General features: G+C 65.7%; 26 protein-coding genes. 10 read left to right on the top strand and 16 right to left on the bottom strand.

All coding sequences use genetic code 11. From position 1 onward, the window contains the following. Positions 1-37 precede the first annotated feature (37 nt). Positions 38-814 (bottom strand): SPOR domain-containing protein, encoded by a 777-nt coding sequence (locus F7R26_RS01015; protein ID WP_150992516.1) that lies wholly within the window; start codon positions 812-814, stop codon positions 38-40. A 131-nt stretch (positions 815-945) separates the two neighbouring features. After that, positions 946-2,739, bottom strand: coding sequence for an arginine--tRNA ligase (gene argS, locus F7R26_RS01010; protein ID WP_150992518.1), 1,794 nt, complete (start codon positions 2,737-2,739; stop codon positions 946-948). Positions 2,740-2,999: 260 nt separating this feature from the next. Here argS and F7R26_RS01005 point away from each other — a divergent pair, with 260 nt between their 5' ends. After that, a complete protein-coding gene (locus F7R26_RS01005; RefSeq protein ID WP_150992520.1) occupies positions 3,000-3,323 on the top strand; it encodes a DUF1840 domain-containing protein in 324 nt (107 codons plus the stop codon). Between the two features lie 329 nt (positions 3,324-3,652). On the opposite strand, the gene F7R26_RS01000 is transcribed toward F7R26_RS01005, so the two are convergent. The 4 genes from F7R26_RS01000 to F7R26_RS00985 all read right to left on the bottom strand — a co-directional run bounded on the left by F7R26_RS01000 (position 3,653) and on the right by F7R26_RS00985 (position 5,299). Next, positions 3,653-4,255, bottom strand: a complete 603-nt coding sequence (locus tag F7R26_RS01000) for a ferritin-like domain-containing protein (protein WP_150992522.1) — start codon at positions 4,253-4,255, stop codon at positions 3,653-3,655. A gap of 111 nt (positions 4,256-4,366) precedes the next feature. Beyond that, positions 4,367-4,783 (bottom strand): glycine zipper domain-containing protein, encoded by a 417-nt coding sequence (locus tag F7R26_RS00995; protein ID WP_150992524.1) that lies wholly within the window; start codon positions 4,781-4,783, stop codon positions 4,367-4,369. 97 nt (positions 4,784-4,880) lie between these two features. Beyond that, a complete protein-coding gene (locus tag F7R26_RS00990; RefSeq protein WP_150992526.1) occupies positions 4,881-5,042 on the bottom strand; it encodes a DUF1328 domain-containing protein in 162 nt (53 codons plus the stop codon). A gap of 83 nt (positions 5,043-5,125) precedes the next feature. Next, entirely contained in the window at positions 5,126-5,299 is a 174-nt protein-coding gene (locus tag F7R26_RS00985; protein WP_035859073.1) for a DUF1328 family protein, read from the bottom strand. A gap of 291 nt (positions 5,300-5,590) precedes the next feature. Between F7R26_RS00985 and F7R26_RS00980 the strand changes: the two genes are divergently transcribed. After that, the gene (locus F7R26_RS00980; protein WP_150992528.1) at positions 5,591-7,060 is read left to right on the top strand and encodes a CHASE3 domain-containing protein; all 1,470 of its coding nucleotides are present in this window, start codon (positions 5,591-5,593) and stop codon (positions 7,058-7,060) included. 97 nt (positions 7,061-7,157) lie between these two features. On the opposite strand, the gene F7R26_RS00975 is transcribed toward F7R26_RS00980, so the two are convergent. The 6 genes from F7R26_RS00975 to F7R26_RS00950 all read right to left on the bottom strand — a co-directional run bounded on the left by F7R26_RS00975 (position 7,158) and on the right by F7R26_RS00950 (position 13,180). Continuing rightward, positions 7,158-7,301 carry an entericidin A/B family lipoprotein gene (locus F7R26_RS00975; protein WP_035859076.1) on the bottom strand — a complete coding sequence of 48 codons (144 nt, stop codon included), beginning with the start codon at positions 7,299-7,301 and terminating at the stop codon, positions 7,158-7,160. Positions 7,302-7,406: 105 nt separating this feature from the next. Further along, positions 7,407-7,814 carry a response regulator gene (locus F7R26_RS00970; RefSeq protein ID WP_150992530.1) on the bottom strand — a complete coding sequence of 136 codons (408 nt, stop codon included), beginning with the start codon at positions 7,812-7,814 and terminating at the stop codon, positions 7,407-7,409. Positions 7,815-7,923: 109 nt separating this feature from the next. Further along, on the bottom strand, positions 7,924-8,556 hold the full coding sequence (locus F7R26_RS00965; RefSeq protein WP_150992532.1) for a response regulator: 633 nt from the start codon (positions 8,554-8,556) through the stop codon (positions 7,924-7,926). A 169-nt stretch (positions 8,557-8,725) separates the two neighbouring features. Beyond that, positions 8,726-9,091, bottom strand: coding sequence for a hypothetical protein (locus F7R26_RS00960; RefSeq protein ID WP_150992534.1), 366 nt, complete (start codon positions 9,089-9,091; stop codon positions 8,726-8,728). A gap of 238 nt (positions 9,092-9,329) precedes the next feature. After that, positions 9,330-12,077, bottom strand: coding sequence for a methionine synthase (gene metH / locus F7R26_RS00955; RefSeq protein ID WP_150992536.1), 2,748 nt, complete (start codon positions 12,075-12,077; stop codon positions 9,330-9,332). Between the two features lie 35 nt (positions 12,078-12,112). Next, positions 12,113-13,180: a homocysteine S-methyltransferase family protein gene (locus tag F7R26_RS00950; RefSeq protein WP_150992538.1), complete on the bottom strand. Its 1,068-nt coding sequence runs from the start codon at positions 13,178-13,180 to the stop codon at positions 12,113-12,115. A 177-nt stretch (positions 13,181-13,357) separates the two neighbouring features. Between F7R26_RS00950 and F7R26_RS00945 the strand changes: the two genes are divergently transcribed. After that, positions 13,358-13,750 carry a rhodanese-like domain-containing protein gene (locus F7R26_RS00945; RefSeq protein WP_006161304.1) on the top strand — a complete coding sequence of 131 codons (393 nt, stop codon included), beginning with the start codon at positions 13,358-13,360 and terminating at the stop codon, positions 13,748-13,750. Positions 13,751-13,907: 157 nt separating this feature from the next. On the opposite strand, the gene F7R26_RS00940 is transcribed toward F7R26_RS00945, so the two are convergent. The 4 genes from F7R26_RS00940 to F7R26_RS00925 all read right to left on the bottom strand — a co-directional run bounded on the left by F7R26_RS00940 (position 13,908) and on the right by F7R26_RS00925 (position 17,257). After that, the gene (locus F7R26_RS00940) at positions 13,908-14,165 is read right to left on the bottom strand and encodes a BTH_I0359 family protein (RefSeq protein WP_150992539.1); all 258 of its coding nucleotides are present in this window, start codon (positions 14,163-14,165) and stop codon (positions 13,908-13,910) included. Positions 14,166-14,426: 261 nt separating this feature from the next. Beyond that, a complete protein-coding gene (gene pcaD, locus F7R26_RS00935) occupies positions 14,427-15,269 on the bottom strand; it encodes a 3-oxoadipate enol-lactonase (RefSeq protein WP_150992541.1) in 843 nt (280 codons plus the stop codon). A gap of 100 nt (positions 15,270-15,369) precedes the next feature. Beyond that, positions 15,370-16,461 carry a DUF3108 domain-containing protein gene (locus F7R26_RS00930; protein ID WP_338404691.1) on the bottom strand — a complete coding sequence of 364 codons (1,092 nt, stop codon included), beginning with the start codon at positions 16,459-16,461 and terminating at the stop codon, positions 15,370-15,372. Beyond that, positions 16,421-17,257, bottom strand: coding sequence for an IclR family transcriptional regulator (locus tag F7R26_RS00925; RefSeq protein WP_150993486.1), 837 nt, complete (start codon positions 17,255-17,257; stop codon positions 16,421-16,423). The genes F7R26_RS00930 and F7R26_RS00925 overlap by 41 nt, the downstream gene beginning before the upstream one ends. A gap of 273 nt (positions 17,258-17,530) precedes the next feature. Between F7R26_RS00925 and F7R26_RS00920 the strand changes: the two genes are divergently transcribed. The 7 genes from F7R26_RS00920 (at position 17,531) to rfaE2 (ending at position 25,391) form a co-directional block, all read left to right on the top strand. After that, the gene (locus F7R26_RS00920) at positions 17,531-18,553 is read left to right on the top strand and encodes a Bug family tripartite tricarboxylate transporter substrate binding protein (RefSeq protein WP_150993484.1); all 1,023 of its coding nucleotides are present in this window, start codon (positions 17,531-17,533) and stop codon (positions 18,551-18,553) included. 83 nt (positions 18,554-18,636) lie between these two features. Beyond that, positions 18,637-19,620 (top strand): fumarylacetoacetate hydrolase family protein, encoded by a 984-nt coding sequence (locus tag F7R26_RS00915; protein ID WP_150993482.1) that lies wholly within the window; start codon positions 18,637-18,639, stop codon positions 19,618-19,620. Between the two features lie 274 nt (positions 19,621-19,894). Beyond that, positions 19,895-20,698, top strand: coding sequence for an enoyl-CoA hydratase/isomerase family protein (locus F7R26_RS00910; protein ID WP_150993488.1), 804 nt, complete (start codon positions 19,895-19,897; stop codon positions 20,696-20,698). 69 nt (positions 20,699-20,767) lie between these two features. Further along, positions 20,768-21,667 carry a PhaM family polyhydroxyalkanoate granule multifunctional regulatory protein gene (locus F7R26_RS00905; protein WP_150993480.1) on the top strand — a complete coding sequence of 300 codons (900 nt, stop codon included), beginning with the start codon at positions 20,768-20,770 and terminating at the stop codon, positions 21,665-21,667. Positions 21,668-21,737: 70 nt separating this feature from the next. Further along, entirely contained in the window at positions 21,738-22,979 is a 1,242-nt protein-coding gene (locus F7R26_RS00900) for a patatin-like phospholipase family protein (RefSeq protein WP_150993478.1), read from the top strand. A gap of 219 nt (positions 22,980-23,198) precedes the next feature. Then, entirely contained in the window at positions 23,199-24,062 is an 864-nt protein-coding gene (locus F7R26_RS00895; protein ID WP_043342844.1) for a ferritin family protein, read from the top strand. A gap of 834 nt (positions 24,063-24,896) precedes the next feature. Beyond that, positions 24,897-25,391 carry a D-glycero-beta-D-manno-heptose 1-phosphate adenylyltransferase gene (rfaE2, locus tag F7R26_RS00890; protein ID WP_150992681.1) on the top strand — a complete coding sequence of 165 codons (495 nt, stop codon included), beginning with the start codon at positions 24,897-24,899 and terminating at the stop codon, positions 25,389-25,391. Positions 25,392-25,395: the final 4 nt, after the last annotated feature.

Below are 25,395 nucleotides of genomic sequence, written 5' to 3'. Positions count from 1 at the left end.
GGTTCAGCAGATCGCCCCGGGTTACCGTTACTGCTTGTTACTGCTTGGTAAAGCGGATGACCGAAGCCTCGAAGCCCGACGCCTGCAGCCTGTCGCGCGAACGGTTCATGTCGTCGATCTTGTTGAACGGCCCCAGGCGCACGCGATAGAGCTTGACGCCATTGACATCGCGCTCGGTCACCTTGGCTTCGAACCCCTGCATGGCCAGGTTGGCCTTCTGGCGGTCGGCGTCGTCCTGCGAGCGGAAGGCGCCTACCTGCAGCAGGTAGCCTACCTTGTTGGCATCGGCCTGGGCGATCTCGGCGATCGGGTCGGCGACTGGCTTCTCGGCCGGCTTTTCAGCAGGCTTTTCCGCCGGCTTCTGCGCAGTCTTGTCGGCCGGCTTCTCTGCGGCGGGCCGATCGGCAGGCTTGTCCGCGGGCTTCTCGGCGGCGGGCTTGTCGGCTGGCCGGGTGACGGCTACCGGCGGCTGGTGCTCGGGCGGCTTCACCGTGGTCGGCGCCGGGCCGGAAGGCTGCTCGGGCTCGGCGGCGGGCCCGACCGGCTTGGCCGGCGTCTTGCTCCACAGCGGCTTGTTCGGATCGCTTGGCGCTTCCTGCGCCGGAGCGGGCAGGTTGCTGACCACATTGCCGGGCTCGGACGGCTTTTGCGTGCCCTTTTGCTGGAATGGCGCCGGCGACTTGGTGATGTACAGGGCGACCACTACCGCGATCGCCAGGCCGACGATCAGGCCCAGCACCAGTCCCAGGAACGTACCTCCGCGCTGCGGGGCGCGGCTGGCATTGCGCGGGGTGCGCTTGCGTTGCTGTTGCATGAATTCCTCTAGCGTGATGGCGCGATTATAGAGCCTGCGCCGATCCCGGCATCACTGTCTGTGGTCAGGGCGATACGGATAAGGCGCGTCATGAACGGGGGGCTTGCCCCCCTTCATGGCGCCGGCCTGGCTTACATGCGCCGCGGCGCCGAGACGCCGATGACGGCCAGCCCGTTGCGCAGCACCTGGCGCGTGGCGGCCAGCATCGCCAGGCGCGCCAGCTTGACCGTCTCGTCGTCCACCAGCACGCGGTCGGAGTTGTAGAAGGCGTGGAAATCGCCCGCCAGGTCCCGCAGGTAGAAGGCGACCGCATGCGGCGCCAGTTCACCCGCCGCTGCCGCCAGCATGTCCGGGAAATCGGCCAGGCGCTGGCCCAGCGCAAGCGCCTGCGGGGTAGCGTCGGCGCCGGTCACGGGGGCCAGGTCGGTGCCGGCCAGGGCCGGCAGCTTGGCCTCCCAGTCCGCGCCGCCCCAGGATTCGAAGATCGAGCAGATGCGGGCATGGGCGTACTGCACGTAATACACCGGGTTCTCGTCGTTCTGCTTGAGGGCCAGGTCGACGTCGAAGATAAATTCCGTATCGGCCTTGCGCGACAGCAGGAAAAAGCGCACCGCGTCGCGCCCGCGGGTGAAGTGCTCGGGCCAGTCGGCCACGCCGGCTTCCAGGCAGCCGCGGATGGTCTCGCCGCCTTCCGCGCCATTACTCCACTCGATCAGGTCGCGCACGGTCACGTAGGAACCGGCGCGCTTGGAGATCTTGACCTCCTCGCCGTTCTTCATGACGGTGACCATCTTGTGCAGGATGTAGTCGGGGTAGCCTTTGGGGATGCCGATGTCCAGCCCCTGCAGGCCGGCGCGCACGCGGGCGATGGTGCCGTGGTGGTCGCTGCCCTGCACGTTGATGACCTTGGCGAAGCCGCGCTCCCACTTGCTGGTGTGGTAGGCCACGTCCGGCACGAAGTAGGTATAGGTGCCGTCGGTCTTGCGCATGACGCGGTCCTTGTCGTCGCCTTCGTCGGTGGTGCGCAGCCACAGGGCGCCTTCGTTCTCGTAGGTCTTGCCCTTGGCCACCAGCGACTGCACCGCAGCTTCGACACGGCCGTCGCTGTACAGCGAGGACTCCAGGTAGTAGCGGTCGAACTTGACGCCGAAGGCGCGCAGGTCGATGTCCTGCTCGTTGCGCAGGTAGGCCACGGCAAACTTGCGGATCGACTCGATGTCTTCGACGTTGCCGGAGGCCGTCACCGCGTCGCCGTCGGAAGCGCGCACGGTCTTGCCGGCCAGGAAATCGGCAGCGATGTCGGCGATGTAGTCGCCGTTGTAGGCCGACTCCGGCCACGCGGCATCGCCCGGCTTGAAGCCGCGGGCGCGTGCCTGCACCGATACGGCCAGGGTCTGGATCTGCACGCCGGCGTCGTTGTAGTAGAACTCGCGATGCACGGCAAAGCCCTGCCAGTCCAGCAGGTTGGCCAGCGCGTCGCCCAGTGCCGCCTGGCGGCCGTGGCCGACGTGCAGCGGGCCGGTCGGGTTGGCGGAGACAAACTCGACCAGCACCTTGCCGTGCACGCCCTGTGCCTTGGCGCCGTAGCGGTTGCCCTGCTCCAGCACCGCGCGCAGCACATCGGCCTTGGCGGCCGGCGTCAGGCGCAGGTTGATAAAGCCGGGGCCGGCGATTTCCAGGCCGGCCACCAGCCCGGCGGTACGCGCGTCGGCCTTGACCGCGTCGACGATCTGCTGGGCCAGTTCCCGCGGGTTGCGCTTGAGCGCGCGGGCAACCTGCATGGCGAGGTTGCAGGCCAGGTCGCCGTGGGCGGCGACCTTCGGACGCTCGAAGACGGCGTCGGGCAGGGCGGCGTCGGCCGGGGCGATTGCGCGCACCGCGTCATTGAACGCAGCGGCAAGATTGGTGGTCTGAACTGGCAGCATGGATGTCGTGGCCCTGAGGCGGTTGTCTGGTGCCGTCGCGGCGGTTCTGTCGCGGCGGCACCGTCACGGGCGGCATGTGGAGGCCGCGCCGCGTGGCAGGCAATGAATTGCAGAACGCAGAATTTTATCAGGTGCTATGCTGACATCATGCAGCAAGCCCAAAACCGGCCGTTGCGCCCCCCCTGCCCGGTCCCGGGACAAGCCGCGCGGCCATGGTTTTCGCCCATGTACTTCGCTGTACGCCAAGGAAAGGAAATATCATGCTGATCACCTTCAAATCCCACGCGTCGCAGGACCTCATCATGATGAGAGACCTCGCCGTGACACTGCTGGGGATTATCGGCAAGCACCTGGGGGAGCGCGGGGTGATCACCATCGAGGAACTGCCACGCTGCATCCATATACTGGAAGCCGCCGTGACGGACGCCAAGAAGGTGCACCCGGCCGTATCGTCGGTCCATCCCGGCAAGAATGACGATGACAACGAGGAAGAGCCCCTGCACCTGGGCCAGCGCGCCTACCCCTTCCTCGATATGCTGCGCGCATCCCAGCGCGAGAACACCGAGGTAATGTGGGGGGTGTAGGCAGTGCGCCAATTCCCTCACGGGCTTGGACGGACAACAAGGTAGCCGGCGCCAGCCGGCCACCTTGCCTGCTCTTGCTCTCGCCGCTTCTTTTCCCTGCTGTCCCTGCTTCCTGGCTCCCGCCTCCTGGCCCCACGCCCCGCCCCACCCGCTCTCCATTCTCGCGCTTGCTCACGCGCCCGGCAAAAAAAAGCCCAGCCGCTGATTTGGGCCGGGCGTGCCGGATCAGCAATGAGATCCGGAAGGGGGAAAGAACTGTGTTGGGAGAGCGCGCTCTACGCGGAAAATGAGGCGCATAAAGCACAGCCAGCCTGGCTGGCGCCTGAACGCTACCCCTTGTCCAGCATGTCCGCGAGTTCGTCTGCATGCTCTTCCTCGACCGCCAGGATTTCCTCCAGCATGCGGCGGGTGGTCGGGTCGCGCTCGCCCAGGTACTGCACCATCTCGCGGTAGCTCTCGATGGCTATCCGTTCGGCCACCAGGTTTTCCTTGATCATGTCGGTCAGCGATCCGGCCTCGACATACTCGGCATGGCTGCGCGAGGTCAGGGTGTCTGGCGAGAAGTCCGGCGCCCCGCCCAGTTGCACGATGCGTGCCGCAATGCGGTCGGCGTGCCCTTGCTCCTCGTCGGAGTGGACCTTGAACTCGGCAGCGACCGGTTCCGCGTGGATGCCCTTTGCCATGAAGAAATGGCGCCGGTAGCGCAGCACGCAAACCAGCTCCGTGGCCAAGGCCTCGTTGAGCAGCTTCAGCACGGTGGCCCTGTCCGCGTCGTAGTCCTGGGTGACGGCGCCGTCCTCGATGTGCTTGCGGGCGCGTTCGCGCAGCGTCTTGACGTCCGACAGGAAGCCCCCGCTCGCGCCTGTCTTATTCCCGGCCTGTTGATCCTTGCCCTTGCCGGCGGTGGGCTTCTCTTTTACGGGGGTGTCCATGACAGTCATGCTCCTGTGGGGATCTTGGGGGATGGCCGCTGAGAGGCCCGCTTCACGGCTTCACTGTCTCATCAGGCTGGCCGTAATGCCTCGGTCAGTCGTTGGCCTCGGTCAGCCGTTGCGGCTGCGGCTATTCGCTGCCATCAGCAAGCCGACGAAAGCGCCTACCGCCGCCGCCATACCGATCGCTTTCAACGGCGACGCCGCCACCCGCCGCTGCACGCCATCCACGGCATGGTCGACACGTTCGCGGGCACGGCTTGCGACGTGATCCCGCAAGGCGCGCGTACGATCCTGCAACCGGCGTGCGGCTTGCTGCGCCTCGGACGAGCCTTCGCGCCCCAGCACTTCCATGGTTTGCTCGAGCTGGGCGATCAGCCGGCTGACCTCGCCGGCCACGGGTCCCGCGGCTTCGCGGGCGGCGCCGCGCGTATCGCGCGCGGCATGCCGGATCTGGCGCACCGTGCTCTCGGCGCTGTCGGCCAGGTGATTCACTTCTTTGCGGATCTTCGGATTGTTGGTCAACATCGGCTTATCTCCGTTTGGTCTGATGACGCACCGTGATGCGGTTCGTGCTGCCTGCCAGGAAATCGGGAAGGTGGGATCTGCATGCGCAGTGCACCCCCTAGCGCCTGACCAGGCTGATCACAAACGTCACCAGCGCAACCACCAGGAAGATGAAGAACAGGATCTTGGCAATCTCGACCGCCCCAGCCGCGATGCCACCAAAGCCGAATACCGCGGCGATCAGGGCGATGACAAAAAATACGAGTGCGTAGTGCAACATGGTGATGGCTCCCTAAATGGATTGGGCTGCCGCGCCGGCAGGCGCGTGCTTGGCAAGTGACGGTGGCTGGCGCTTGCGGTTGGCTATTTCACCGCCTTGAACACGGTCACGCCCAGGACAAGGAACAGCACGAACAGCACCAGGAAGATGAAGAACAGGATCTTGGCAATGCCGGCCGCACCGGCAGCAATACCTGTGAACCCCAGCAAGCCGGCGACCACGGAAACCACTGCAAAAATCAGCGCCCATTTCAGCATTGACGTTCTCCCTCTCTTCCCAGGCTGGCTTGACGCAGGGTGCGCAAGCTCATGGAACCATGGTAGAAATCAGACCTCTGCGCTGACACCGCAGCCGCACCGATTCGCTTGTCAGCCAATTCCTACAGTCCAAGCGCCGGTGCGGCCTCGCGGGCAGCACCGGCGACGCGGCAGGTTGACCGCAGACCGTCGATGTGCTTCCATCGTCGCAGACAAGGTGCAGGCCAGGCGCGGCGCCGCATGGTGCGGAAGACGCCGCGCCGGCCAGGCGCCCGACATCGGGAAACGAACATGTTCAAGCAGTCACTGCTGCGCTCGACCTTGCTTCTGGCGGGCGGCATCGTGCTTACCGTGGTGGTGCTGATCGCCTCCGAGGCGGGCAACATCCGCTTGCGCCAGGGCTATACGCAAGTCATCCAGTCGCAGCAGGTACAGGGCCAGATCAACTCCCTGCTCGGCGAGCTGGTCACCGCCGAAGCCGGCCAGCGTGGCTTCCTGCTGACCGGCAAGGAAAGCTACCTCCAACCCTACGACCAGGCCGTGCCGCGCATCAATGCGCTGATGAGCGCGCTGCGCAACCGCTACGCGGACGACCCGGAGGCGCTCAAGATGTTCACCGAGGCCTCCACTGCCGTCAGCCGCAAGCTCACCGAGATGGACCTGACGCTGATCTACGGCAAGCGCGACGTGGAAGTGGCGCTCGACCTGGTGCGCACGGACTTCGGCAAGCAGACGATGGACAACGCGCGGCGCGGACTGGAGGCCTTGCTGCAACGCGAGGCCAGATCGGTGTCGCAGAGCCTGGAGTACGCCGACCGCGACCTTGCTCTGTCGCGCTACGGCATCGGCCTGCTGACCGCCATCAATATCGTGCTGCTGATCGTGGTGGGCTTGCAGCATTCGCGCCGCATGGCGGTATCGGAAGCCGAACGCAACGAGCTAGAGGAGGAAAGCGCGCGCCTGGACGGCATGGTGCGCTCGCGCACACGCCAGCTATCGGCGCTGGCATCCCACCTGCAACGCGTGACCGAGGACGAGAAGACGCGGCTGGCGCGCGAGTTGCACGACGAGCTGGGCGCCATCCTGACCGCCACCAAGCTTGATATGCACTGGGTGCGCCGCCGCGTCCAGGAAACCCACCCGGATGTGGCGGAAAAGCTCACCCGCGTGATGCTGCACGTGGACCAGGGGATCCAGATCAAACGGCGCCTGATCGAGGACCTGCGGCCCACCGTGCTGCTCAACCTGGGCCTGAAGGAAGCCGTCGGCCAGCTGGTGGAGGAAGTGGCGGCGCGCAACCAGTGGGAGGCGGATGTGCAACTGGCAGAGGCGGTGCCTGCGCTGCGCGACGACGCGGCCATCGCCCTTTACCGTATCGTGCAGGAGTCGCTCACCAACGCCAGCAAGTACGCGCAAGCGCAGCGCGTGTCCATCCAGCTCGATTGCGCCGGCGGCGTGCTCTCGCTGGCAATCAGCGACAACGGGCGCGGTCTGCCGGAGGACTTCGAATCGCGGCGCTCGGTGGGGCACCATGGCCTGCTGGGGATGGAGCAGCGCGTGATCGCGCTGGGCGGCACGCTGGAGCTCCAGTCGGAACCCGGTGCCGGCGTCACCATCCGGGTGGTGGTGCCGCTCACCGATGCCATCGTGGCGCCGCCGCGCGACGATGAGGACGAGCTCGACGGCCTGGGGGACCCCGGCGAGCAGCCACAGGACGAGCCCACCGGCACGCCGCCGGCCAACTTGCCAGCCAGGCGGTGAAAAATGGAAAAGGGGCTCCGCGGAGCCCCTTTTCCATTCCTCTTGTCCACCTGTTCACTTGCCCGGGTGCCATGCACATGGCACGGCGGCGGGCACCTTACATCTTCTGCTTGGTGCTCTCGGCGGCGCCTTGCACCTTCTCGCCGCCCTTCTCGATGTCCTTGCCGGCACCGGCCATCGTGTTGCAACCAGTTACCAGGACCACACCTGCCAGGGCACACAGCGCCATCAGCTTTCTCATGATTCTCTCCTTGCTCTAGGTTGACGCGGCATGGCCGCGATTGGAACTGCTGGTACTGACAATACGGTCGATATGTTCGATATGGTCAATATGGTCGATACGGATTCAGCCACCTGCCTGCGCGTACTCCTCGATCACCCGGAACACCTGCTCGAGCTCAAGCGACTTGTCAAAGAAATAGTCCGCGCCGGCCTCGGCGCACTGCCGCCGGTAGGTAGGCACCTGGGCATGATTGGTGTAAACGATGCGGATGCCTGACATCTCGGTCTTCTGCAAGGCGCGCAGCACGTTGATCCCGTTGCCCTGCCGCAACTGCAGGTCGACAATGACGACCTCATACCTGCCCGCCTCGTAGAGGCGCAGCGCTGCGCTTTCGGTATCCGCCCAATCCACGACTTCGATAAACGGAAACGCGTTCAGGTATTCAAGCAACATACCCCGCAGTACCGCTGAGTCCTCGATTAGCAAGACCCGCAGCGCGCGATACGAGGGGGCCGCAGCTTGATCCAACATGGTTCCATGGTAGCAACAGAGTATAGGGAGAGACCATCGGCGTCCGTCCTACAGCAGCGTCGGGCAAACGCGGCAGAGTGCCGTGGAATGCGCCTTGCCTTTGCGGCGCCTACTCCACCAGGCCGTTCTTGATCGCGTAGTAGGTCAGGTCGGCATTGGTCTTCATGCCCATCTTTTCCAAGATGCGCGAGCGATAGGTGCTGACCGTCTTGACGCTCAGGAACAGCTCCTCGGCGATCACCGAGACCGACTGCCCGCGCGAGAGCTTGCAGAAGATCTGGAACTCGCGCTTGGACAAGGTCTGGTGCAGCGGCTGGTTGGTGGGCTTGTCGAGCCCGCCGATAAGCAGGTCCGCCACGTTGGCGCTGACATAGCGCCGGCCCTGGGCCACGGTGCGGATGGCCTTGACGAGATCGTCGGGCGCGCTTTCCTTGGTCAGGTAGCCGGAAGCGCCCGCGCGGATCAGGTTGATGGCGTACTGGTCTTCCGGGTAGGTGGAGAGGATCAGCACCGGCAGGTCGGGATGGCGCTGGCGCAGCAGCTTGAGCACGTCGATGCCGTTGCGGTCGGGCATCGAGATATCGAGCACCACCACATCGAACTCGAGCTCACGCAGCCGTACCATGACTTCGTCGCCGCTGGCTGCCTCGCCCTCCACCCGGATATCGGGCTCGTCGGCAATAAACTGCCGCAGACCGGCGCGCACGATCTGGTGATCGTCGGCGATCAAAACGCGAATCATGATGTCTCCCTGGGCATGGATGCACCAGCGCTCAGGAGCGGCCGGGCTAATGCATTGTAGTGCTTACAAAACCACCCGACTGTCGGTGTAAGACTGACAGGCTCCCAGCTGGCCGCGCCAATGAAAAAGGGACGGGGTGAACCCGTCCCTGTGCTCCAGCATGCCAGGCTTACTGGGCCTTGGTCGCCGCGCCGGTGTCGGCGGCCGCGCTGGTTTCCGTTGCTGCCTCGCCCTTCTTGGTCTTGGCGTGGCTGCTGTGCTTCTTGGTCTTGGCGCTCGACTTGGCGTGCGTGCCGGCGGTGGCATCGGCGCCAGCCTTGGCGTCCACGCCCTTGTCGGCGCTGGCCGAAGCGCCCAGGCCAGCGTTCACACCTGCGCTGGCGGCTGCACCCTTGTCGGCGGGCGCGCTGATCGCGGGCGCCGCCTTGGCGCCGGTGGCGCCAGCCTTCGCATCAACGCCGGTTCCTTGTGCCATGGCCAGCGAGGAAGCGGCAGCGATCGAGAGAGCGGAAAGGGAGATCAGCAGTTTGTTCATGGAGTGGCTCCTAGCAGTTTGCGCCGCTGCGAAACATTCGCTGCGGTATTCACTTGATGTGAGCCCTCAGTCTAGGGACGCAGACCGGCGCGGTCTGTTAGGAGATGTAATGCCTTGTAAGGAGTAGTGAAGAACTTACAAAGGCACATGGATGCGCCTAAAGAGGCTTTTCCCTGCTGGCCCAATGGCTTGCGATGACGCGGCGGCGCAAAACGCCGCCGCGCCGGCACGCAAGTGGTTACAGGTTTGGCGCGAGCGCGCGCTCCAGCACGCTGCGATCTTCGCCGCGGCGCGCCACCATATCGTCCAGCTGGTCCTCGCCGATCTTGCCGACCGAGAAATACGTCGACTCCGGATGCGCCAGGTAGAAGCCGCTCACCGAAGCGGCCGGCGTCATCGCCAGCGAGTCGGTGATGCCCATGCCGATCTCGGCGGCGTTGAGGAACTCGAACATCGGCGCCTTGACCGTATGCTCCGGGCAGGCAGGATAGCCCGGCGCCGGACGGATGCCGCGATAGGTCTCGGCGATCAGTTGCCCGTTGGTCAGCACCTCGCCGGCGTCGTAGCCCCACAGATCCTTGCGCACGCGCTCGTGCAGGCATTCGGCAAAGGCTTCGGCCAGGCGGTCGGCCAGCGACTTCAGCATGATCGCGCTGTAATCGTCATGGTCGGCCTCGAACTGCGCTTCCTTCTTGTCCACGCCGATGCCGGCGGTGACGGCGAACACGCCGATATAGTCGGCAATGCCGCTGTCCTTGGGCGCGACGAAGTCGGCCAGGCAGCGGTTGGGGCGCATCACGCCATCGATCACCGGGCGCTCGCTTTGCTGGCGCAGGTTGTGCCAGGTCAGCGCGACCTGGCTGCGGGTCTCGTCGGTGTAGATCTCGATGTCGTCGTCGTTGACGGTGTTGGCCGGCAGCAGGGCCAGCACGCCGTTGGCCGTCAGCCAGCGGCCCTGGATCAGGCGCGACAGCATGGCCTTGCCGTCCGAGAACACGCGGCGGGCGGATTCGCCGACGATCTCGTCATTGAGGATGTCGGGGAATTTGCCCGCCAGGTCCCAGGTCTGGAAGAACGGGGCCCAGTCGATATAGTTGGCGAGTTCCGTCAGGTCGTAGTTGCGGAAGATGCGCCGGCCGATGAATTTCGGCTTGGGTGGCACGTAGGCGCTCCAGTCCACCGGCGTCTTGTTGGCGCGGGCCTTGGCCAGCGACACCATCGGCGTGGCCTTCTTGTTGGCGTGCTGGTGGCGGATGCGTTCGTAGTCGGTCTTCAGCTCGTCCAGGTACCTGGCCGCGCCATCGTCGGACAGCAGGCTGGACGCCACGCTGACCGAGCGCGAGGCGTCCGGCACGTAGACCACCGGGCCCTCGTAGTGCGGCGCGATCTTGACCGCGGTGTGCACGCGCGAGGTGGTGGCGCCACCGATCAGCAGCGGGATCTTCTTGATGCGGAAGTAGTCGTCGCGCTGCATCTCGGAGGCGACGTAGGCCATTTCCTCGAGCGACGGCGTGATCAGCCCGGACAGGCCGACGATGTCCGCGCCCTCGACCTTGGCGCGCGCCAGGATCTCGTTGCATGGGACCATCACGCCCATGTTGACCACTTCGAAGTTATTGCACTGGAGCACCACCGAGACAATGTTCTTGCCGATGTCGTGCACGTCGCCCTTGACGGTGGCGATGACGATCTTGCCGCGCGCCTTGACGTCGCCGCCGGCCTCGGCCAGCAGGCGCTTTTCTTCCTCGATGTAGGGCAACAGGTGAGCCACGGCCTGCTTCATTACGCGGGCGCTCTTGACCACCTGCGGCAGGAACATCTTGCCGGCGCCGAACAGGTCGCCCACGATATTCATGCCATCCATCAGCGGGCCCTCGATCACCTCGATCGTGCGGCCGCCGCGCGCTTCCACCTGCTGGCGCACTTCCTCGGTGTCTTCCACGATGAAGGTGGTCAGGCCATGCACCAGCGCGTGCGACAGGCGGTCGGCTACCGGCACCGGGTTCTCCGGGGTGCCGCGCCACAGCAGGTTTTCCTCTTTCTTCGCGCCACCGCCCTTGTAGCGGTCGGCGATCTCCAGCAGGCGGTCGGTGCTGTCCTCGCGGCGGTTGAGCACCACGTCTTCCACGCGCTCGCGCAGCTCGGCGTCGAGCTGGTCGTACACGCCGAGCTGGCCGGCGTTGACGATGCCCATGTCCATGCCCGCCTTGATGGCGTGGTACAGGAACACGGTGTGGATGGCTTCGCGCACCGCGTCGTTGCCGCGGAACGAGAACGATACGTTGGACACGCCGCCGCTGACCTTGGCGTACGGCAGGTTCTGCTTGATCCAGGCGGTGGCTTCGATGAAGTCCACCGCGTAGTTGTTGTGCTCTTCGATGCCGGTCGCCACCGCGAAGATGTTCGGGTCGAAGATGATGTCTTCGGGCGGGAAGCCGACTTCATTGACCAGGATGTCGTAGCTGCGCTTGCAGATCTCGGTCTTGCGGGCAAAGGTGTCGGCCTGGCCCTGCTCGTCGAAGGCCATCACCACGGACGCGGCGCCGTAGCGGCGGATCAGCTCGGCGTGATGGCGGAACTGTTCCTCGCCTTCCTTGAGCGAGATCGAGTTGACCACGGGCTTGCCCTGCACGCACTTCAGGCCGGCCTCGATCACTTCCCACTTGGACGAGTCCAGCATGATGGGCACGCGCGCGATATCGGGCTCGGAGGCGATCAGGTTGAGGAACCTCACCATGGCCGCCTTGGAGTCCAGCATGGCTTCGTCCATGTTGATGTCGATGATCTGCGCGCCGTTCTCGACCTGCTGGCGGGCGACCACCAGCGCATCGTCGAACTGGCCGTTCAGGATCATGCGGGCGAAGGCCTTGGAGCCGGTGACGTTGGTGCGCTCACCGACGTTGACGAAGAGCGTGTCTTCATCGATGGTGAAAGGCTCGAGGCCGGACAGGCGCATCGGACGCGGCGGCAGGGTATCGTTGGTCATGGCTTGATCTTGTTCTGTGGGCTCGCGATGCGAGTTCAGGCGGCGTCGCGGTACTGGCCGGGCCAGGTGCGCGGCTTCTTGCTGGCCACGCGCTTGGCAATGGCGGCGATGTGCTCGGGCGTGGTGCCGCAGCAGCCGCCCACCAGGTTCACCAGGCCGGACGCGGCAAACTCCTCTACCAGCGACGACGTGACCTCCGGGGTTTCGTCGAAGCCGGTATCGCTCATCGGGTTGGGCAGGCCGGCGTTCGGATAGCACGACACAGCCGCGTCGCAGATCTTGGCCAGCTCGGCAATGTAGGGGCGCATCAACGTGGCGCCGAGCGCGCAGTTCAGCCCGAAGGTGATCGGGCGGGCGTGGCGCAGGCTGTTCCAGAAGGCTTCCACCGTCTGGCCGGAGAGAATGCGCCCGGAGGCGTCGGTGACCGTGCCGGAGATCATCACGGGCAGGCGCTCGCCGGTGTCTTCGAACAACTGGTCGATGGCGAACAGCGCGGCCTTGGCATTGAGCGTATCGAAGATGGTTTCCACCAGGAACACGTCGGCACCGCCTTCCAGCAGGCCCTTGCCCTGCTCGTAGTACGAGTGGCGCAGCTCTTCGAAGGTCACGTTGCGCGCGCCCGGGTCGTTCACGTCCGGCGAGATGCTCGCGGTCTTGGGCGTGGGGCCGAAGGCGCCGGCCACAAAGCGCGGCTTGTCGGGCGTGCTGTACTTGTCGCAGGCCTCGCGCGCCAGCCGGGCGGCAACGACGTTCATCTCGTACGCCAGGTCCGCCATCTTGTAGTCTTCCTGGGCCACGCCCGTCGCACCAAATGTATTGGTTTCGATCAGGTCGGCGCCGGCGGCCAGGTATTGCTCGTGGATCTCGCTGATGACCTGCGGGCGGCTCAGCAGCAGCAGTTCGTTGTTGCCCTTGACGTCGACATGGTGCCCGGCAAAACGCTCGCCGCGGTAATCCGCCTCGGTCAGCTTGTAGCGCTGGATCATGGTGCCCATGGCACCATCCAGGATCAGGATGCGCTCGCGCAGCAGGGCCGGCAGGTTGGCCGCCCGGGTGTAGGGGCGCGCGGGAGAAAGCGAGGCGGAACGTGGGGCGGCGCTCATGTGGGGCTCGACAGCAAGAGAAAAGACTGCGATTTTATCAGTTACATCAATGGTTTGCGGAATAACGGCAGCATCCGGGCGGTGCAGCCAGCGGCGCTCGCGGGTTGCCGCGCGGCACCGCCCGGCCCTACACTGGGGCACATTCGCCCTCATTCCCATCAACGGAAAGCCTAGCCCATGCAACACCTCAGCCCCGGCGACGCGCAAACGCTCCTCAGCGAGTCGCCCGATGCGCTCTTCATCGATTGCCGCAGCGAAATGGAGTACCTCTTCGTCGGGCATCCCAAGGGGGCACACAACGTGCCCTGGAACGATGGCCCCGACTGGGAGGTGAACCCGCATTTCGTGCAGTCGGTGAAGAAGCTCGCCGGCCAGGCATCGGCGCGCCCGGTGCTGCTGATCTGCCGCAGCGGCAACCGCTCGACAGCCGCCGCGCGGGCCCTGGAGGGTGCCGGGTTTTCTACCGTCTACAACGTGCTGCATGGCTTCGAGGGCGACCTCGACGCCGAGCGCCACCGCAATACACTCAATGGCTGGCGCCATGCCGGGCTGCCCTGGGAACAGTATTAACGATATGGCATGACCGGAAGCTGGCCGGGAACGGAGGCAGGGAACAGAGCCTGAAAGCAAGAAGCCCGCGCTGTGCGCGGGCTTCTTGCTATTTCCTCCATGGCTTGGCTTGCCGGCCCGTCTCGCGACGCAAAGCTGGCAAAGGCAACCGCGGAGCCTAGTGCATCACTAGCGGGTGAATCATCACTGTATCGAACTTGCCAAGGAAATCATCCACCTCTTCCACCGACGGCTCGCTTTCGATCAGACGCGTCACGTCCGCGCGAAAGCTCTCGGCCATCCGGCCACCGAGGAAAATCTCGCGTTTCAGGTTCTTGTCCACGATTTCATAGCCGCCAGAGGCAAGAGGCGCATGCTCGACATCCGCACCAAACTCGACAATGCAGTAATTGTCGCTGTTGTAGATCATTTGCATGGCATACCTCCTGGCTGTCATGGGTCAAGCGGCGGGCGACTGATTATTTCGATAACCGGCACACTGGCCGGTTGCCCTCCGCGATTTCACCTCCTAGCTGAGGGTGTTTGCCGTGTTTTCAAGTTCTGTTTCGGCAAACCGCAGGTTATAAGCGTTCCCTCACTACATTGGGCAACGGCCATCCCAGCAAGTTCTTGAGTTTGGTGGGAAAGCTACCGCCCGCTGTTCTGCCTAGTTCTGCCTTGAGCGCCAAGGTTCGCCTCAGGGTACATCGCACTGTGCGCCGCAAGCCGCATTACCAAGGAAAGCATCCAGCACGGCATGAAAGCGGTCCGCCTGCTCGATATGGGCAAGATGCGCGGCGTGAGGCAGGATTTCGAGCCGGGCACCGGGAATGGCGGCGGCAATCTCGCGGGCCATCGCCGGCGGCGCCCCCAGGTCCTCCTCGCCGGCCACTACCAGAGTAGGACAATGAATCCGCGAAATCGCCCCGGCCAGGTCAAATGCCATGATGGCCTGGCAGGTTCCGACGTATCCGTGCACGGGCGTGGCCAGCAGCATCTCGCGCACGCGGGCCACCTCCTGCGGATGCGCGCCCCGGAATGCCGCGCTGAACCAGCGCTGCATGGTGCTGTCGGCAACGCCTGCCATGCCATGTGCTTCCACCTGGCCGATGCGCTCATGCCACATCGGGTGGACATCCAGCGGCGTGCGGTTGACGGTCGCGACCAGGGTCAGTGACAACAAACGCTCGGGATGGCGCACGGCCGCGGTCTGGCCAATCATGCCGCCGACCGAGACGCCGACGAAATGCGCAGCCGGCACCTCCAGCACATCCATCAGGCAGGCCACGTCGTCGGCCAGGCGGATCATCGAGTAGGCGCCGATCGGCGCATCGCTCTGGCCGTGCCCGCGCAGGTCGTAGCGCAGCACGCGATAACGCGGTGCCAGGTGGCGCGCCGTGGCATCCCACAAGGCGTGGTTGGCGCCCAGTGCATGCGCCAGGACCACCCAGGGGCCGTCGCCCCCGTCGATGCGCACGTGCAGGCTGATATCGCCCACGCGCACGCGGCGGGTCTCGGATGGTGGCAGGGTGGCGCTCATGACGGGTCTCCGGATGTTGGTGAAAACACGGTGAACCACAGCGGCGGCCGAGGCCGCAGCTTGCGGATGGCTTGAGTCGGCCTGAAAGCAGCTTGCAGGCTCAGCGCAGCGGTTCGCTATCGCGATAAACGAGTTCGATCTGCGTGCCGTCGGGCTCCGTCTGCTGCAGCTTCACTGGCATCCACTGCAGCGACTGCGCCAGCCACACTTCCACGCGCCGGCGATCATTGGCATGGCGCGGCAGCCGCACGAAGTGCTTGGCCCGCACCGAGCCATGGCCAGTATCCACCTCCTCGTCCCCCACATACTGCACCTGCATGGGCTCCAGGTCACGCGTATCCGCCACATCGAAGGTTTCCGTCACGCCCGGCGTGGCGTAGCGCTGCGGATTGCCCCGCACCAGCCCCACCAGTTGCAGGAACACGCTGAAACGGTCCTGGCCCGCGGCCGGCAGCGGCTCCTGCTTGCCGCGCCCCTCGAAGACGAGCGTGCCGGCAGCGCGATCGAAGCGTGCCGCCTCGACGCGGTTACGGCGGCTCTCCTCATAGCGCTCGGGCGCGAGGCCGCGCTCATTGAGCGCGCCGGTGCTGTGAAAGGCGAAGCGGAACCACAGCACCCGTGTCTCCACAGCGAGCTGGTAGTGCGCGCCGTCGTGCTGCCAGCGGATCAGGCCATCCGGGTTCTGCACGCCATTGACGAAGCTGGCGTAGTGCAGCAGCGTGGATGGGGGCGCCGCGTAGCGGACGTTGTCAGGGGGCGCCGCAGCCTGCGTGGCCGCCGGCGCGGACGCGGGCGCCGCACTGCTCCCGGCGCTGCCAGCGGCGCTCGCCATGGAAGGGCCGGCGCCAGGCGTGGCAAGCAGCGCTGGCGCCTCAGGGGCGGCGGGGGCTTCAACCGGGGGCGCAGGCGTGGGCGTGGGCGTGGGCTCCACGCGCGCCGCCGGAGGCCGCTTTGGTGCGGCCGGGGCCGGGCGTGGCGGCGCTGCGGGTGCCGGTGGCGCCGGCGGCGGCAGCAGGATGGCTTCGAGCGGCGGCGGCGCGGTCGGGTCCCGCGGCAGCCCGGGCATATGCAGCAGGCCCAGCACCGCCAGCAAGTGGGCAGCCAGCACCAGCGCAAGCGCCACCGCCCAGCGCAGGCGGCGCGAGGTCGGCTTACGGGTGAGGGCCGTTCGGCCCGCTCGTCGGGCTGCCACCAAGGTAACCAAGCTCCGAAGAAATCTGCCGGGCAATATCGCGCACATGACGGTCGACCGTCCCGCCCCATTCTGCATCGAATACGCTCTGCGCGCCCAGCACGATCAGCGCCATCGCCACGTGGCCATTGGCATCGAACACCGGCATCGAAAACGCATTGATGCCCGGCAGCACGCCGCCCTTCACACGCGCCGCGCCGTGGGCGCGAACGTCTTCGCAGACCACGTCATAGTCGGCCAGCGAGCGCGGCAGGTCGGGAATATCGTCATGGCCACGCTCCGCCAGTTCCCGTTCGACCAGCGGCCGCGTCTGTTGTTTCGGCAGGTAGGCGCCGTACAGCCTGCCGGTGGCGGAGTTGAGCATGGGCATCACGTCGCCCAGGCGCAGGCTGACCGTGACCGGGTGGCTGGATTCCTCCCAGTGCACGATGGTCGGGCCGTGGTTGCCCCAGACGGCGATGCCAATGGTCTGGTCCATCTCGTCGCGCAATTGCGACAGGATCGGGCGGGCCTTCTTGACCGGGTCGAGCCGATTGAGGCCGGCGAGGCCCAGTTGCAGCGCGAACGGCCCGAGATCGTAGCGCCCGCCAACCGGGTCCTGCACCACCACGCCGAGCCGCTGGAAGCTGACCAGGTAGCGATGCGCCTTGGCCGGATTCATGTCGGCGGCGGCGGCAAGGTCGCGCAGCATCATGGCGCGCGGCGATGCCGCCAGCGCCTGCAGCAGCTTGAAGCCAACCTCGATCGACTGGATGCCGGAACGCAGTTTGGAATCGTCTTCTTCAGGTTCGGTCATGCGGCAACGGGGGCAAGAAATCGAAAAAGAAATGCATCAGTCACACACACCGGCTGCGCGCATGCAAAGCAATCATGCCGCCCGGCCCATGAATTTACTATAGCGAAATCGATTTACCAATTTTTAAACCGTCGGTAGACTTTGAGCGCACCTTTGAGCGCACATACACAGGTCGGGGCGAATCGATATCTTCGGCACCGGCCAATACCGGCGCGGGCATGCCGCCATGCAATCCTGATGGCGCGGCGCGGCCGCTTTCTACAGGAGACGAAAATGACCCGCCTTTTCCCCTTCGGCCATCGCCCCGCCCTGCAAGCATGGCGCGCCTGCGCTGCGCCGCTGCTAGCCGCGCTGACGCTGGGCGCCGCCGCGTTCCAGCCTGCCTGTGCCGCCGACAACTGGCCCGCCCAGCCGATCCGCTGGGTCGTGCCCTATCCGGCGGGAGGCGGCACCGACGTCGTGGCGCGCACGCTGGGCCAGGCCATCACGCCGGCGCTAGGCCAGCAGGTGGTGATCGATAACCGCCCGGGCGCGGCCACCATTGTCGGCGCCGACGCCGTGGCGCATGGCAAGCCCGATGGCTACACGCTGCTGACCGCCGATACCGCCACCCTGGCGGCCAATCCGTCGCTGTACAAGAAGCTGCCTTACAACGCCGACAAGGACTTCGTGCACGTGGGGATGGTGGCGCGCTTTCCGCTGATCCTGGTGGCAACGCCGAACTTCCCGGCGCGCACGCTCAAGGAAGCCATTGAATATGTGCAGAAGAATCCCGGCAAGGTGAATTTCGCCTCGCCGGGCGCGGGCAGCCCGCACCACCTGGCCATGGAGCTGTTCATGGACCAGACCAAGACCAGGATGACCCACGTGCCCTACAAGGGCGCCGCGCCGGCGGTGCAGGACCTGCTCGCCGGCCAGGTCGAACTGATGTTCCTTGACCTCGCCTCCGGCCAGCAGAACGTGGCGGCCGGGAAGGTGCGCGCGCTGGGCGTGGCCACGCCCAAGCGCCTGACGGCGCTACCCGCGGTGCCGACGGTGGCCGAAGCCGGCGTGCCCGGCTTCGAAGCCTATGCCTGGCAAGGCGTGGTGGCGCCGGCCGGCACCCCCAAGCCGGTGGTGACCCGCCTGAACGCCGAGCTGGTGAAGGCGCTCAAGAGCGCCGACGTGCAGAAACGCTTCGAAGGCATCGGCGTGGAGCCGGTCTCCAGCACGCCCGAGGAATTCGCACAGTACGCGCATGCCGAGGCCGAGCGCTGGGGCAAGCTGATCAAGGCCAAGGGCATCACGGTAGACTAGCGGGCTGCTTATTCAGCTTTTCAGCTTTTCAGCTATTTCCGCGATTTCCGCTTGATCTGCTTTTTTCCTATCGCACCGCATACATGAAACTCGCCACCCTCAAGGACGGCTCGCGCGACGGCCAGCTCGTGGTTGTCTCGCGCGACCTGAAGACCGCCCACTACGTCAACGATGTCGCCGGCAAGCTCCAGACCGTGCTGGATGACTGGAATTTCTACGCACCGCAGCTGCAGGACGTCTACGATGCCCTGAACGCGGGCCGCGCGCGCCACCCCTTCGCCTTCGACCCCAGGGCATGCATGGCGCCGCTGCCGCGCGCCTACCAGTGGGCCGACGGCTCCGCCTACGTCAACCACGTGGAACTGGTGCGCCGCGCGCGCGGCGCCGAGATGCCGCCGGAGTTCTGGACCGATCCGCTCATGTACCAGGGCGGCTCCGACGACATGATCGGCCCGCATGACGATATCGTGTGCGCCAGCGAAGCCTTCGGCATCGACTTCGAGGCCGAGGTCGCCGTCATCACCGGCGACGTGAAGATGGGCGCCAAGCCCGAGCAGGCCGCCGACGCCATCCGGCTGATCATGCTGGCCAACGATGTCTCCCTGCGCAACCTGATCCCCGCCGAGCTGGGCAAGGGCTTCGGCTTCTTCCAGAGCAAGCCGGCCACCGCCTTCTCGCCGGTGGCGGTCACGCCCGACGAACTGGGCGAAGCCTGGCGCGAGCGTCGCGTGCACCTGCCGATGACCGTCCACTGGAACAGCAAGCAGGTGGGCGCGCCCGACTGCGGCACCGACATGGTGTTCGATTTCGGCCAGCTCATCGCCCATATCTGCAAGACGCGCAATGTGCGCGCCGGCAGCATCGTCGGCTCAGGCACCATCTCCAACGTCGACCGCAGCAAGGGCTACTGCTGCATCGCCGAGAAGCGCATGCTGGAGATCATCGACGGCGGCCAGCCGGTCACCGGCTTCATGAAGTTCGGCGACGCGGTCAAGATCGAGATGTTCGATGCGCAGGGCCGCTCGGTGTTCGGCGCGATCGACCAGCTGGTGTCGGCCAAGGGCTGAGGCTAAACGGGAGTGCCGCGGGCCAGGCTGTTCGCCGCTGGCCGCGCGGCGATGGGAGTGCTTATAATTGACCGACCGAACGGTTGGCTAATTGCCGTCGACTGCGCCAGGCAGCCACCGGCGGCGACCCGGGCCGTTTTCGCGGCCCGGCCCCCACGCGTCACCAAGGAATGGCCCCGGCCATCGCTGCCCCATGACCGCAATCCCTCCGCAAGCGCCCACGCTTTCTTCCACCCCGCTAGCGTCCGGCACGGACAACGTTGACGACGCGCCGTTGTCGCCACGCTACGACCGCTACCAGGCACTGACCCTGCGCCGGCATGGCCCCATCCTCGAGATCGTGATGGGTGCGCAACAGTCCGCCAACCGCAAGCTGGCCACAGCCGATGCCAATATGCACCGCGAGCTGGCGGAGATCTGGCGCGACGTGTCGGCCGATCCGGACGTGCGCGTGGCGCTGATCCGCGGCGAAGGCAAAGGCTTTTCGGCCGGCGGCGACCTGTCCCTGGTGGAAGACATGGCCAACGATTTCGCCACCCGCACCCGCGTGTGGCACGAGGCCCGGGACCTGGTCTACAACGTGATCAATTGCGACAAGCCGATCGTGTCCGCCATGCACGGCCCGGCGGTCGGCGCCGGGCTGGTGGCTGGCCTGCTGGCCGATATCTCGATCGCGGCCAGGACCGCGCGCATCGTCGATGGCCATACACGCCTGGGTGTGGCGGCCGGGGACCATGCCGCAATCGTGTGGCCTCTGCTGTGCGGGATGGCCAAGGCCAAGTACTATCTGATGCTGTGCGAGTCGGTGAGCGGCGAAGAGGCCGAGCGCATCGGGCTGGTGTCGCTGACCGTGGACGAAGAGGAACTGGTCGAGCGCGCCTTCGACGTGGCGCGCCGGCTGGCCGCCGGGTCGCAGACGGCGATCCGCTGGACCAAGTACGCGCTGAATAACTGGCTGCGCATGGCGGGCCCCTCGTTCGATGCCTCGCTGGCGCTGGAATTCATGGGCTTTGCCGGCCCCGATGTGCAGGAAGGCGTAGCCAGCCTGCGGCAAAAGCGGCCGCCGCAGTTCGAGTAACGCAGGTAGTTCCGATCAATGCAGTTCCGCAGCCGGCACCGCCGGCTGCCGACCCCCGGAGGCGAGACCATGTTCGGCCAGATTCCAGATTTCACCAACGGCTTCGAGTTCCTCCGCAAGATGTGGGGCAGTGCCGCCGGCATGCCGGGCGGGCTGATGCCCGGCCTGCAGGCCATGACCCCACCGATGAACCTGGAGGACGTCGACAAGCGCATCCATGACCTCAAGGCCGTGGAAGGCTGGCTGCAGCTCAATACCAACCTGCTGCGCACCACCATCCAGGGCCTGGAAGTGCAGCGCGCCACGCTGGTGGCGTTGCAGACCATCGGCACCGCGCTCTCGCCGGAGGCGATGCAAAGCGCGATGGAAAACGTGGCGCGCGCGGCCAACTCGCCCAGCGCGGCGCCCTACCAGCAACCCGCCGAGCCCCCTGCGGCCCGGCGCGTCTGGCCCGAGCCCACGGTCGAGGAAAACGAGGACGAGGAAGACAACGGCCCCGATGCGCCCGAAGCTGGCCAGGCGCCAGAGCCGGCCGCGGCATCTGGCCACACTGCCGGCCACGCTGGCGGCCCGGGTGACGCCACCCCGCCGGATGCCAGCCTGTGGTGGGATGTGCTGCAGCAGCAATTCAACCAGATCGCCAGCAGCGCCGCCACCGCCAGCATGTCGCCGTTTGGAAATCTCGGTAACCTGGGCGGCTTTGGCATGCCTGGCATGCCCGGCACGGCCACGCCCGAAACCGCCCCCGCGCCCACCGCCAGGCCGGAAGGCAAGGCGCCTGCCAGCAAGGCCAGGCCGGCGCACAAGCCAGCCAGCAAGGCAGCGGGCACCAAGGCCGGGGCCAAGCCGGCCGCCAAACCCGCGCCCAAGGCCACACGCCCGGCCAGCAAGAAATCCGCGGCGGCCAAGCCCGCCGAGCCACAAGGCAGTGCCAACGGCTCGGCCGATACTTCCGGCGAGCCCTCCTGAACCTCAGCCGCACCTGAGTCCCGCAACGCCAGGGGAACCCCGTGATCCAATTTCGGAGCGGACGCCAGCAGTGAAGACCACCTCGCTGATCATGATGGGCGGCGGCGCCCGCGCCGCCTACCAGGCCGGTGTGCTACGCGGCCTCGCGCGCATCGCCGCGCAGCACGGCCGCGCTAGCGGCCGCATTCCCTTCGACATCATTTGCGGCACCTCGGCCGGCGCCATCAACGGCGCCGGCATGGCGATCAACGCGGCCAACTTCCACGTCGCGGCCGATAGCCTGGCCGCGCTGTGGAGCGGCATCCATGCCGAGGATGTTTACCGCACCGGCATCGTCGGCGTGGGTGCGTCCGGCGCGCGGTGGCTCTCCGCGCTGGCTTTCGGCTGGGCCATCCGGCGCGCGCCGCGGGCGCTGTTCGACAACGCGCCGCTGGGCGGCCTGCTCAGCGAGCTGTTCGACCCCGAGCGGGTGCAGGCCAGCCTGGACGCCGGCGACCTCCAGGCCTTTGCCGTGACGGCGCTGTCCTATACCACCGGGCGCCACGTCACGTTCTACCAGTCGCACCGCCGCATCCATCCGTGGCGCCGCAGCCAGCGGCTGGCCGTGGAAGCCAGGATCGGCGTGGACCACCTCCTGGCGTCGTCCTCCATCCCCTTCCTGTTCCCCGCGCTGCCGCTGGAGCTCGAAGGCCACCATGAGTGGTTCGGCGACGGCACCATGCGCCAGATGTCGCCCCTGTCGCCGGCCATCCACCTGGGCGCGTCCCGCATCCTGGCCATCGGCGCGGCCTCCCGCCAGCGCCCGGGCTGGTTCGACACCGTGCCTGCCGGCGGCTACCCGTCACTGGCGCAGGTGGGCGGCCAGGCCCTGGCCAGCATCTTCCTCGACGGGCTAAGCGCTGACCTGGAACGGCTGCAGCACATCAACAGCCTGCTCTCGCGCGTGCCGGAGATCGCCAACGACCGCGAAGGCTGGCGCCCGGTGCAGGTGATGACGATCTCGCCCAGCGAGCCCATCGAATCCATTGCCGCGACGCATGTGCAGCAGCTGCCCCGCACCGTGCGCGCCCTGCTGACACCGTTGGGCGGCACCGAAGCGCGCGGCGCGGCCTTTGCCAGCTACCTGCTGTTCGAGCCCGAGTTCACCCAGGCCCTGATCGACCTGGGCGAGAAAGACGCCCTGGCGCAACAGCACGAACTCGCGGCGTTCCTCTATGATGTCATCCCGCCCGATGATGGCGACGACACGAACGCAACGCCCGCACGGACGGTTACACTTGATATCGAACCACCCGCCGGTGTGACGGCCTGACTTAAGGGCACAACGGGCTTGCCGCATCGTCGGACTTGGCGCAGAGCAACGCATACCGCTCTTTTTCGCACCAGTAAAAGCAAGAAAAGGCGCGATATTCGCCCATAAATTGGGCATCGAGCAGGTTCAGCCGCAAACACCCCCTTCCTTTGCGCTTAAAAAGGGCATTGGGAATAATTCGCATCTGGTAGAATCTGCCCGTAATTTCAAAGGCTTACCATGCTCTACCCCGAACTGTTCAAATCGCTGGAAGCGGTACGTTGGCACATGGACAAGGACATCCCCTGGGATTCCTTCGACCCGAGCCTGCTCACTGACGACCAGGCCAAGACGATCCGCATGAATGCCATCACGGAATGGTCGGCCCTGCCCGCCACCGAGATGTTCCTGCGCGACAACCGCCACGATTCCGACTTTTCGGCCTTCATGAGCATCTGGTTCTTTGAAGAGCAGAAGCATTCGCTGGTGTTGATGGAATACCTGCGCCGCTTCCGCCCGGACCTGGTGCCGACCGAAGAAGAGCTGCACGCCGTGCGCTTCGAGTTCGACCCGGCCCCGCCGCTGGAAACCCTGATGCTGCATTTCTGCGGCGAGATCCGCCTCAACCACTGGTACCGCCGTGCCGCCGAATGGCACACCGAGCCGGTGATCAAGCAGATCTACCGCACCCTGTCGCAGGATGAAGCCCGCCACGGCGGCGCCTACCTGCGCTACATGAAGAAATACCTGAACCAGTTCGGCGACAGCGCCCGCTCGGCCTTCGCCAAGATCGGCGTGCTGATGGCCTCCGCCCGCCGCACTGAAAAGCCGCTGCACCCGACCAACCTGCACGTCAACAAGGCGTTGTTCCCCAACGACACCATCCAGTCGCGCCTGCCGGACCCGGACTGGCTCGAGCACTGGCTCGACGAGCAGATCCGCTTCGACGAAGGCTGGGAGAAGAAGGTGATCGAGCGGATCCTGCACAATATGTCGCTGCTGTTCGAGCGCACTTTCGAGACCGTGCAGGATTTGAACCGGTATCGGAAGGAGTTGAATGTGCGGTTGCAGGCGGCGGGTGGTGCGCAGCCGGCGCAGGCATAAGGTTGGTTTTTTGGCTGGGGGTGTCGTTTTGGCGCCTTCGGCGGGACGGGCCCCATCGGTTGATGGGGTTTTGTTTTTTTGGGGTGTTGGGTTGTGGCTGCAACGGCTTAACTTCAACTGCAGTTTCACCACGCCTGCGGCGCGGCGACCTACTTTCTTGTCTTGCCAAGAAAGTAGGCAAAGAAGGCGCGCCGGATGGGGCGACACCCCCTCGGGATTTCACGAAAAGAGCGGCCGGGACCCAAACTCGCATCGCCTTAAGGCGATACTCAGACATGGGTCCCTCTTCTCCGCTCTTTTCGTGAAATCCCGAGGCGCCCCATACGGCCTTGGCACACCTTCACGGCTCGCTTCGCATCGCGCTCCTGTGTTTCCCGCCCCCAGGCGGGAAACACGGCTGACCCAGCGCGAGAGCGATGTCGTCAAATCACCATGCGGTGTAGACGTGATTTCCGCCCCCAGGCGGCAATCACCTCCCCGCGATGCGCAGCGAGCCGTCTGGGTTTTCATCTCCCGTTATGGGGCGCCTCGTCGGCAGGCAAAAAGAGCGGAAAAGAGGGGGCCATGTCTGAGCATCGCCCTAAGGCGATGTGAGTTTGGCCCCCGGCCGCTCTTTTTGCCTGCCGACGAGGGGGGGTCGCCCCATCCGGGTCGCTTCTTTGCCTACTTTCTTGGCGAGACAAGAAAGTAGGTCGCCTCCCCGCAGGGGAGGTGAAACTGCCTTTGACTTTCAGCCTTTGACGTTAAGCCGTTGCAGTTAAACAGTTGACATTGAAGTTGCGCCCTCACACGAAGACAATCGCAGAACCCACCGGCTACCCCAACACCTCCATCATGCCCCCCCCAACCTTCGAATCCAAACTAGTCCCCCCCGACAACCCAACCGCGCTAGCAGAAAAACTAGCCACCCTCCCCCGCCCGCTAGTCTTCACTAACGGCGTCTTCGACATCCTCCACCGCGGCCACGCCACCTACCTGGCGCAGGCCAAGGCCCTGGGCGCCAGCCTGGTAGTCGGTGTCAACAGCGACGCCTCAGTGCGCATGCTCGGCAAGGGTGACGACCGTCCCCTGAACCACGAATCGGATCGCATGGCGCTGATCGCGGCGCTGGCATCGGTGGATCTGGTCGTGATGTTCCGCGAGAAAACGCCGGTCGAGCTGATCCGGCTGGTGCGCCCGGACATCTATGTCAAGGGCGGCGACTACGACATCGATACGCTGGAAGAAACCCGCCTGGTGCGCAGCTGGGGCGGCCAGGCGCATGCCATCGCGTTCCTGCACGACCGCTCCACCACCAAGCTGCTGTCCAAGGTACGCCAGGGCAGCTGAGCGG

Origin of the sequence: Cupriavidus basilensis (genome assembly GCF_008801925.2) — a bacterium.
Lineage (GTDB): Bacteria > Pseudomonadota > Gammaproteobacteria > Burkholderiales > Burkholderiaceae > Cupriavidus > Cupriavidus basilensis.
The sequence above is the reverse complement of the archived record's forward strand: the minus strand, read 5'-3'. Positions and strand labels throughout refer to the sequence as shown.

Excerpts from the sequence above, each read along its gene's own strand:
- F7R26_RS01015 (WP_150992516.1), bottom strand. The coding sequence starts at position 814 with ATGCAACAGCAACGCAAGCGCACCCCGCGCAATGCCAGCCGCGCCCCG.
- argS (WP_150992518.1), bottom strand. The coding sequence starts at position 2,739 with ATGCTGCCAGTTCAGACCACCAATCTTGCCGCTGCGTTCAATGACGCG.
- F7R26_RS01005 (WP_150992520.1), top strand. The coding sequence starts at position 3,000 with ATGCTGATCACCTTCAAATCCCACGCGTCGCAGGACCTCATCATGATG.
- F7R26_RS01000 (WP_150992522.1), bottom strand. The coding sequence starts at position 4,255 with ATGGACACCCCCGTAAAAGAGAAGCCCACCGCCGGCAAGGGCAAGGAT.
- F7R26_RS00995 (WP_150992524.1), bottom strand. The coding sequence starts at position 4,783 with ATGTTGACCAACAATCCGAAGATCCGCAAAGAAGTGAATCACCTGGCC.
- F7R26_RS00990 (WP_150992526.1), bottom strand. The coding sequence starts at position 5,042 with ATGTTGCACTACGCACTCGTATTTTTTGTCATCGCCCTGATCGCCGCG.
- F7R26_RS00985 (WP_035859073.1), bottom strand. The coding sequence starts at position 5,299 with ATGCTGAAATGGGCGCTGATTTTTGCAGTGGTTTCCGTGGTCGCCGGC.
- F7R26_RS00980 (WP_150992528.1), top strand. The coding sequence starts at position 5,591 with ATGTTCAAGCAGTCACTGCTGCGCTCGACCTTGCTTCTGGCGGGCGGC.
- F7R26_RS00975 (WP_035859076.1), bottom strand. The coding sequence starts at position 7,301 with ATGAGAAAGCTGATGGCGCTGTGTGCCCTGGCAGGTGTGGTCCTGGTA.
- F7R26_RS00970 (WP_150992530.1), bottom strand. The coding sequence starts at position 7,814 with ATGTTGGATCAAGCTGCGGCCCCCTCGTATCGCGCGCTGCGGGTCTTG.
- F7R26_RS00965 (WP_150992532.1), bottom strand. The coding sequence starts at position 8,556 with ATGATTCGCGTTTTGATCGCCGACGATCACCAGATCGTGCGCGCCGGT.
- F7R26_RS00960 (WP_150992534.1), bottom strand. The coding sequence starts at position 9,091 with ATGAACAAACTGCTGATCTCCCTTTCCGCTCTCTCGATCGCTGCCGCT.
- metH (WP_150992536.1), bottom strand. The coding sequence starts at position 12,077 with ATGACCAACGATACCCTGCCGCCGCGTCCGATGCGCCTGTCCGGCCTC.
- F7R26_RS00950 (WP_150992538.1), bottom strand. The coding sequence starts at position 13,180 with ATGAGCGCCGCCCCACGTTCCGCCTCGCTTTCTCCCGCGCGCCCCTAC.
- F7R26_RS00945 (WP_006161304.1), top strand. The coding sequence starts at position 13,358 with ATGCAACACCTCAGCCCCGGCGACGCGCAAACGCTCCTCAGCGAGTCG.
- F7R26_RS00940 (WP_150992539.1), bottom strand. The coding sequence starts at position 14,165 with ATGCAAATGATCTACAACAGCGACAATTACTGCATTGTCGAGTTTGGT.
- pcaD (WP_150992541.1), bottom strand. The coding sequence starts at position 15,269 with ATGAGCGCCACCCTGCCACCATCCGAGACCCGCCGCGTGCGCGTGGGC.
- F7R26_RS00925 (WP_150993486.1), bottom strand. The coding sequence starts at position 17,257 with ATGACCGAACCTGAAGAAGACGATTCCAAACTGCGTTCCGGCATCCAG.
- F7R26_RS00920 (WP_150993484.1), top strand. The coding sequence starts at position 17,531 with ATGACCCGCCTTTTCCCCTTCGGCCATCGCCCCGCCCTGCAAGCATGG.
- F7R26_RS00915 (WP_150993482.1), top strand. The coding sequence starts at position 18,637 with ATGAAACTCGCCACCCTCAAGGACGGCTCGCGCGACGGCCAGCTCGTG.
- F7R26_RS00905 (WP_150993480.1), top strand. The coding sequence starts at position 20,768 with ATGTTCGGCCAGATTCCAGATTTCACCAACGGCTTCGAGTTCCTCCGC.
- F7R26_RS00895 (WP_043342844.1), top strand. The coding sequence starts at position 23,199 with ATGCTCTACCCCGAACTGTTCAAATCGCTGGAAGCGGTACGTTGGCAC.
- rfaE2 (WP_150992681.1), top strand. The coding sequence starts at position 24,897 with ATGCCCCCCCCAACCTTCGAATCCAAACTAGTCCCCCCCGACAACCCA.